Origin of the sequence: Acaryochloris sp. IP29b_bin.137, assembly GCF_028285745.1 — a bacterium.
Lineage (GTDB): Bacteria > Cyanobacteriota > Cyanobacteriia > Thermosynechococcales > Thermosynechococcaceae > Acaryochloris.
This window is the reverse complement of sequence record NZ_JANQOP010000320.1, coordinates 1-7,485: the sequence shown is the minus strand read 5'-3', so window position 1 is coordinate 7,485 and position 7,485 is coordinate 1. Positions and strand designations below refer to the sequence as shown.

The window sequence follows — 7,485 nt, the reverse complement described above, 5'->3', positions numbered from 1 at the left end:
TGAATAGTGTCGCTAACTTGTAAGGCAAGATACCTCCTAACTGCGTCTACGGCCCTACTGCTGACCTGAAAACGGATTTTACTCAGCATCAGGGCTTCTTTTTTGACGATATAGCTAAAACCCTTATCGTATTACAGTCTTTACTCCATTCCATTAGCCCCCTTTCACTGTCTTGCTCCAAACCTAGACCGTTTGGTAAGGTTTAGCCTTGATCGGTAAGCCCTAGGATGGTATGACGTCAAAGTTTATCCTCAACCAAAAGTCACCTCTGTTCGGTTTGGCGGTCCTTACTGTTGTGGGCGTGGGCGTGGGTTGGGGGACTACCAATCATCTTTGGAATACCAGTGGATGGCCTCAGTTTTTAGAGTTTTGGCAGGCTAGTCTTCATCCTGCACTTAATTCCGCACTGTTCAAAACCACCGGACATGCAGTGCTGACCACCCTGGCCTATGCCATTGGTGGGACAGGTTTGAGTTTAATAGTTGGATTTATCAGCAGTGTTTTCCTGTCAGACGTCGGTCGTCAAGCGTTAGGCGTTCATGCCTGGATAGGGCAGACACTGAGAATAGCATTGGTCATTCCTAGAGCCATTCATGAAATGTTGTGGGGATTACTCCTGATCAATCTCTGGGGATTGGATCCGTTAACTGCGATCGCAGCCATTACCATCCCTTACAGTGCCATTGTTGCCAAGGTTTTTAGCGATATCCTCGATGATGCGCCTCGCCAACCTTTGCAAGGGATACTCCACAGTGGAGGACAGGGCATCCATTCTTTGCTCTACGGATTGCTGCCTGCCGCCAGTAAGAATTTACTATCTTATAGCTTTTATCGGTTTGAATGTTCCCTCCGATCAGCAACCACACTGGGAATTATTGGCGTCGGAGGATTGGGGCATGAGATTTTCTTGAGCTTACAATCGCTTCGCTATCATCAGGTCTGGACCTTTATTTATGCCTTAATTGCGCTAAACGGGTTAGTGGATTGGATGAGTGCTAAAGTTCGCCAGCACCTAGACTGCCCCAACCGGATTAACTTACACCTAAAAAATACAACTCAGAATAAACAGATCTATTTTTCGCGATCGCTCCTTGGCGACCAAGCCCTCCCAGCACTTCAGTCAAATCTTCCTACCTTTGGCATGGTGATGGGGATTCTCATCGGCAGTCTGGTTTGGAGTTATACCTACATTTCACCGGATCTAACCAAGCTAATTAGCTCCAACACCTGGTACAACATTCAACAGCTCGTCCAAGGCCTAAGGATCACGCCCCCTTCCTTCTTTGAGTATGTTGGGGTCTCTCTAGAAACCCTGAGCATGTCTCTACTGGCCATCATAGCTGCGGGCTGTGGAGGAATCCTCTTTTCTTGGGGGACGGCATCTTATTCTTTTCTTCCCGGAGGTCTATTCGGTCAGAACACGCTCCGCCAGGTCTGCGCTCGGGCGTTTGCCATCGTACTCCGAACAGTGCTGTTGCTCTGTCGTTCCATTCCTGCCCCCATTTGGGCATTGATTATCTTATTTATTGTGTTTCCAGGGGTATTGCCGGGTGCGATCGCCCTTGGCATCCACAATTTAGGTATCTTGGGACGACTGATGGCAGAGGTAAACGAGAATCTAGCTCCACATCCTCTTATCGCGCTGCAAGCACAAGGGGCTTCTCGTCTCACCATCTTTCTCTATGGCGTTTTGCCCATGACACTTCCTAGTTTTACAGCTTATTCCTTCTATCGATGGGAAGTAAGTATGAGAGAGACGGTGATTGTTGGCTTAGTGGGAGCTGGCGGATTGGGGCGTTTATTAAGTGAGCAATTAAGCAGCTTCGATAGTTCCGGAATGCTATGGACCTTAAGTTGTTTTGTGGTGTTAAGTCTCAGTGTAGATGGGATCAGTCATAGGATTCGTGAGCAACTTCGATCGACATAGCATTTGGATGCATTGCCTATACCTGTTGCCAGAAAGCAACAGGGTATCAGAGCTTCACACTATCTTCACCCCTTTCGGTTTTAATAGGGGTAACTTAGATAAGCGCAATATGCGTCTTGTACCACTCCTTACACCAATAACCCCTCGGGGGTTATTTTTTTTGTCTATTAATAATCTGTTTTGAGCCAATTATTACTTGTGAGGGAGGCAAATTTCGGCCTCCCTCAGTTAAAAACCATAGCCTTTGACAGAGATCCATGAAGTCCAACTAAGCTATGAATACTGTCGATTTTTCCAACACTTGATTCACAAAGGAAACAATAGAGCTATTGCCAATACATAGATGAGTCGAAAGGCTTAATCATAGTCACAGCTGAACAATCTAAGACAGTTCCTACGGCCTCCGTCTGACAAGAGCGTGCAAGCTAAAATTATGGTGTGCAAAATAAACAAGCACTCTTCAACCAGCTGACAGTCCTAGGTATCGATCATATCCAGGGTCAAGCATGATTGAAGCAATGCTTGTGGCTGCGTAAATTCTTCGGTTATTACCCTCCGCTTATGCGCAAGGACGACATGCGAGCCGTAATAGATCAAAAGTTGCGCAAGAGCAATTTGAGGCTGAATAAACAAGTATGGTGAACAATATTGATGCTAAAACAATCCAGAAAACTAAGATACTAATCACTGTAAAAACTGAGGAGTAACTGTTGTCATCCCTATCAATAATGGAGAAGTTCGATTGTTGAGTACTCATAATGTAAGTGGTTGATTATAGATAATGTATTAACGCTTATAAACACATGGATGGAATACATCTCTATTCCATCCATGTAAAATACATTTACGAACGACGGACAGGATAATAGGCTCCTGTGTTGTAGCGATCTTGACCACCGACTAAAGCTGGATCTGGGTCCGTAACCGTAAAGTCGCCGAGGTGCTGTTGTAGCATTTTCTTTTGAAATTCAGTTAAACCACCAATATTTAATACTTCTTCGACACTACTGTAGGGTGCATTTTGAACCACTTTACCCGCAATTGTTGGGTAAAGACCTTTAAATTGGCTAAAAGCAATAACATTCGTATTATTCAAATCAATCTTTTTACCATAGTCCGTTTCTAGCTTGGCATCTACAGGATTCCGGTAAGTCGAAACCAGGGTAATCGGAGAGTTAAAAAGTCCGTTAATATCCAGTGCATAAACCGGTTGTAGCCAACCTATCCAACTCAACAAGCTAGCAAAAGCCAAGGCAGCCCAACGGCGGAAAAGTAGTCTCATATGAATGACATCCTTTACTCTTAATAAGATTAAAAAAAGCTAAATAAACTAAGCAACCGAAAACAAAAAATCAAGAAAAAATCAGAATTCAATAAAATCAGAAAACTGTTTATCTATCCAGAAAAAGTTACATGGCAATCTCAAATTCATCTAAACTTCTTGAGCACCATTGAAACCGTAGAAGTAGAAATCATCTAAAATAAGAATCATAAAAGACAAGAACTATTTAAAAAATTCTTATTCTTAAATATCTTTTAGCTTAGAGTTTTAGTTTTTTTATATCATTTTTTACAAAAAAATTAATTAAGTACACACAGAAATTTCAAATTTCTGGCCCAGATATAAGGTGTTCATAAATCACGACTCTATAGATCACTTATCTCTTAATTGCTCCAAAGCCAGCTGTCGCTGTAGATATACCTTAGAGCTGTTTCCAATCCTCGGAAGGAAGTCTGGAACTAAGATTATTGTGTAACTAAACTGTTGGTTTTTACAGCGCTTTCGCACTGCTTCTAGCAAAAATAAAACAGCACTATATGCAAAGCACAAAGTGTCAATTAATAGCATTAGATAGCTGTCATAGATTCTGAGAAGTTTAGAATTGAGTCGTGTGAATTATTTTGAGGAAGCACATAGACCTCATTAATAGAGTTATTTGATTCAGTTATTTTCTTTAAAATTAGATAGACAATTTTTTAATTTTTAAAAAATATACCAGATAAATCATTCTTATTGTCATAAATTATGAAAATGAAAATATTTTAATGGTGACTGCTCAGATCATATTTACAATTCAAATATCGTCAATCCATTGCTAGAATTTAATTTCAGGAGTATCTGTTATTAAATTGTTAATTTTAATCTGAACTAAAAATATTCTTTAGCTTATTTGGATCCATGAATTAATCCAGAGTTTCAGCCCTATGTATATCAGACAGATATAGATCAGACTCTGCTCCTACTTTGATTACAGCCATTTTCTGGATGTGCGTTATCTTAATTGCCTTTGCTTTGATTACCTTCGCACCGATGCTGAGCGCAAAACACTTAGCGAACCATTGCCCTTAGCGAATCAGTAAGATTGTCTGTCAGGTAGCCCTATACCTCTAGCTGAGCTTAAAAAACCTGAACTGTTGAGCGACACCGATAACAAATCCAGAAAGACTTTATCGGATAGCGGCAGACTCCTAGCCTGCATCATTCATGACGAGTTTGGGAATTCCTCGAACGCTTCTCCAATAGATTAAATCCAGCACTTGCCTGCAATACAGGCTAGTTTTGGAAGTTTCTCTGCAATCAGTGATTGAAATTCTTGTGAATAATCCAGGCTGAACAGCCTGGCCCAGGGGACAGCTTGCCAAATTCAAGGCCAAGGCGCAAAGGTAAATCTCCATTGGCAACAGGACATGATTGACCTCAAGTCATGATTTCCTCCAAATTGGATGACAATCGGTCAGATAGCTAGAAAAAATCTAATGCCGATTCCAGTCAATGACTGGGAGTTACCAGTATCCACTTAGAACTGTGGATATTCTGGGATGACCGTTCAGCTTTCAAGGAATCGGGGTCTATTCTTGATAAATTGCTATATACCTTGTCTTAAAAGGATTACAGAAAATATAAATACAACCTTAAATCTTTCATCAAGATTTATAAATCTGGAAAATAGCTTGTGGAAAACTGCCATTTTTTTGTGGAAAACTCTGGTAAAACTTTGTGGAAAACTGGGGAGTCCTGTGGAGAAAAAAATAATTATTCACAGCCTGTGGAAAACCCCCTGATCTTTTCCACAAGTTTTCCACAGGCTATCCTACGCTCAAAGTATTGGTATGACTGAGGTTGTTCACTTTTTCCACATTTTCCACAGCCCCTACTATTACTACTATTATTTAAATTTAAAAAGGGGAGAATATAGATAGACCTCTTTTTTCAGCAAAAAACTAGTGACTTTGTGAGATAGGGCAATGATGTTACGATGTTGCTCCCAGAGTTTAGAAAGTGTTGGATCCTCCTGAAGAGTTATGAAATTGGTCTGTCAACAGAATGATCTCAATTCGAAACTCTCACTCCTAAGTCGGGTTGTCCCGTCTAGTCCTGCCCACCCAGTGTTGGCGAATGTACTGCTTACGGCTCAAGCAGAGCGGCTAGGACTGACGGTATTTGACTTAAGCCTTGGTATTCAAGTTTGGATTGCTGCAGAGGTTGAGGAAACAGGCTCCTTAACGCTGCCAGCACGATTTCTAAATGATATTGTTTCCAGGTTGCCCAATGGCGATATCGAGGTTGAAACAGACGAAACAGCGGTGACCTTGACCTGCGACTCCGGTCGTTACCAAATGCAAGGGTTAGTAGCGGAGGAATTTCCAGGCCTACCCAATTTGGATGAAGTCCCTGCCCTGGATTTACCTACTGATATCTTTGTGGAAGGTCTGCAAGCCACATTGTTTGCAGCCAGCACAGATGAAAGTAAACAAATTCTGACTGGCTTGCACTTAAACACCTCTGAAGAAGGGGTTGAATTTGCCACAACCGATGGGCATCGGCTTGCGATCGCAAATTTTCCCGACTTAGTGATATCCGAACCCATGACCATGACGATGCCCGCCAAAGCCCTACGAGAGCTGGAACGGATGTTAGCACGGGTCAATGCTGATATCGTCCTTCGATTTGATACCAATCAGGCCATTTTTGAACTAACGGGCGAGCAAGGTACCGAACGCCTCAGCTGTCGGTTGTTGGAAGGCCAGTATCCTGCTTATCCTCAGCTTGTGCCCAAACAGTTTGAGCGTCAATTGACGGTTGAGCGTCAATTATTGCTCAACAGTGTCGAACGAATTGCGGTGTTAGCAGCTCGAAAAAACAATATTATCCGGCTCCAAATTGACAGCCAAGAACAACAGGTCACCCTCTCTGCTGAAGCTCCTGAACTAGGGATGGGCAAGGAACAGTTACCTGCCCAAATTTCTGGCGATGACTTAGACATTGCTTTTAACGTTAAATACTTGAGTGATGGCTTAAAAGCCATGGGAAGTCAAGAGGTTCAACTGCAGCTAAATTCAGCAACTAGCCCTGCTGTGCTAGCACCTGTCTCTGGTCGTCAAATTACCTATCTGATTATGCCGATTCAGATTCGCAGTTAGTCAGGTAAACAACTATGGGTACCCTAGCGATATAGGAACTAATCATGACCAGACACAGTCATCAATCTTGACAACCGTCTGAACTGGTGTAGATATATCCGAAGCAATCTTTCTTTAAGGTTAGACAGCAAAATATTGAAAATTAAAGAAGATATCTTCTATGATTTGATCACTAGTAGTGCAAAGTCTAGATAAATATCCTCAGCTTTGTTGGTAAAGGGTTATGCGCATGAAAGAAATCATTATTCTGGTTTTGTCCGTGAGCCTGGTGAGTGTTTTCGCTAGCACTGCTAATGCCATGCGTTCATTCCTCCAACCCTCTGAGCAGGCTGATGATGCTCAAGAGACTATCATAGACAATTCTGATGAATGTGCACTGTCGCCTATCGTGTATGATCAGCCACCTGATGATGAGGAGAATTGGCCTGGTTGTCGAGATTAAGGCAATGTTTGAGCTTTTGAGTCCCCCCTTATGTCATGGTTTGAGATGTGAGGGGGGATTATTGATTGAGATGAGCTATCTTAATGGCTCAGGCTGCGATCGCATCCATCTTTGGTATCGGAGCTAACCGTCCATCTTCCATATAAATGATCCGATCAGCAATGTCCAAAATCCGGTTGTCATGGGTCACTAGGAGAATGGTACAGCCTTGTTCCCGGGCGAGGCGTTGCATAATCTCGACTACGTCTCGTCCCGATTTTTTATCCAGAGCAGCAGTCGGTTCGTCTGCCAAGATAATTTTAGGATGACTGGCTAAAGCCCGAGCAATGGCGACACGCTGACGCTGTCCCCCGGAAAGTTCATCGGGGTAGTAGTTGATGCGATCGCCTAAGCCGACCGCTTTGAGGATGTTGGCTGCGATCTCATCCAGGTCTTGCTCCAAAAAAGCGTCATGTAGTTCCAGGGACATGCGCACATTTTGCTGGGCCGTTAGAAAGCTCATCAGATTATGGGCCTGAAAAATATAGCCAATATGACAGCGGAGTTGGCTGAGCTGCTGTTTCGAGGCTCCCAGCATTTCCTGGTCTAGGATCTTGAGACTGCCGCTTTGGGCTGCCCTTAAGCCTCCCAGTAATGTGAGTAATGTTGTCTTCCCTGATCCAGAAGGACCCGTGAGAATCACAATTTCACCCGC

At 42.9% G+C, this 7,485-nt stretch carries 5 protein-coding genes; 3 read left to right on the top strand and 2 right to left on the bottom strand.

Going from position 1 to position 7,485, the window contains the following annotated elements; genetic code table 11:
* Positions 1–232: 232 nt before the first annotated feature.
* Positions 233–1,927, top strand: coding sequence for an ABC transporter permease subunit (locus tag Q0991_RS21950; protein ID WP_299492594.1), 1,695 nt, complete (start codon positions 233–235; stop codon positions 1,925–1,927).
* Between the two features lie 844 nt (positions 1,928–2,771).
* On the opposite strand, the gene psbU is transcribed toward Q0991_RS21950, so the two are convergent.
* Positions 2,772–3,209 (bottom strand): photosystem II complex extrinsic protein PsbU, encoded by a 438-nt coding sequence (psbU, locus tag Q0991_RS21945; RefSeq protein ID WP_299492592.1) that lies wholly within the window; start codon positions 3,207–3,209, stop codon positions 2,772–2,774.
* Positions 3,210–5,230: 2,021 nt separating this feature from the next.
* Here psbU and dnaN point away from each other — a divergent pair.
* The gene (gene dnaN / locus Q0991_RS21940; protein WP_299492590.1) at positions 5,231–6,349 is read left to right on the top strand and encodes a DNA polymerase III subunit beta; all 1,119 of its coding nucleotides are present in this window, start codon (positions 5,231–5,233) and stop codon (positions 6,347–6,349) included.
* A gap of 229 nt (positions 6,350–6,578) precedes the next feature.
* Complete coding sequence (locus Q0991_RS21935; protein ID WP_299492588.1) at positions 6,579–6,791, top strand: hypothetical protein; 213 nt, start codon at positions 6,579–6,581, stop codon at positions 6,789–6,791.
* Between the two features lie 88 nt (positions 6,792–6,879).
* Here the strand turns inward: Q0991_RS21935 and Q0991_RS21930 are convergent.
* Positions 6,880–7,485 (bottom strand): ATP-binding cassette domain-containing protein (locus Q0991_RS21930; protein WP_299492586.1); only part of this gene is annotated, 606 nt, incomplete at its 5' end.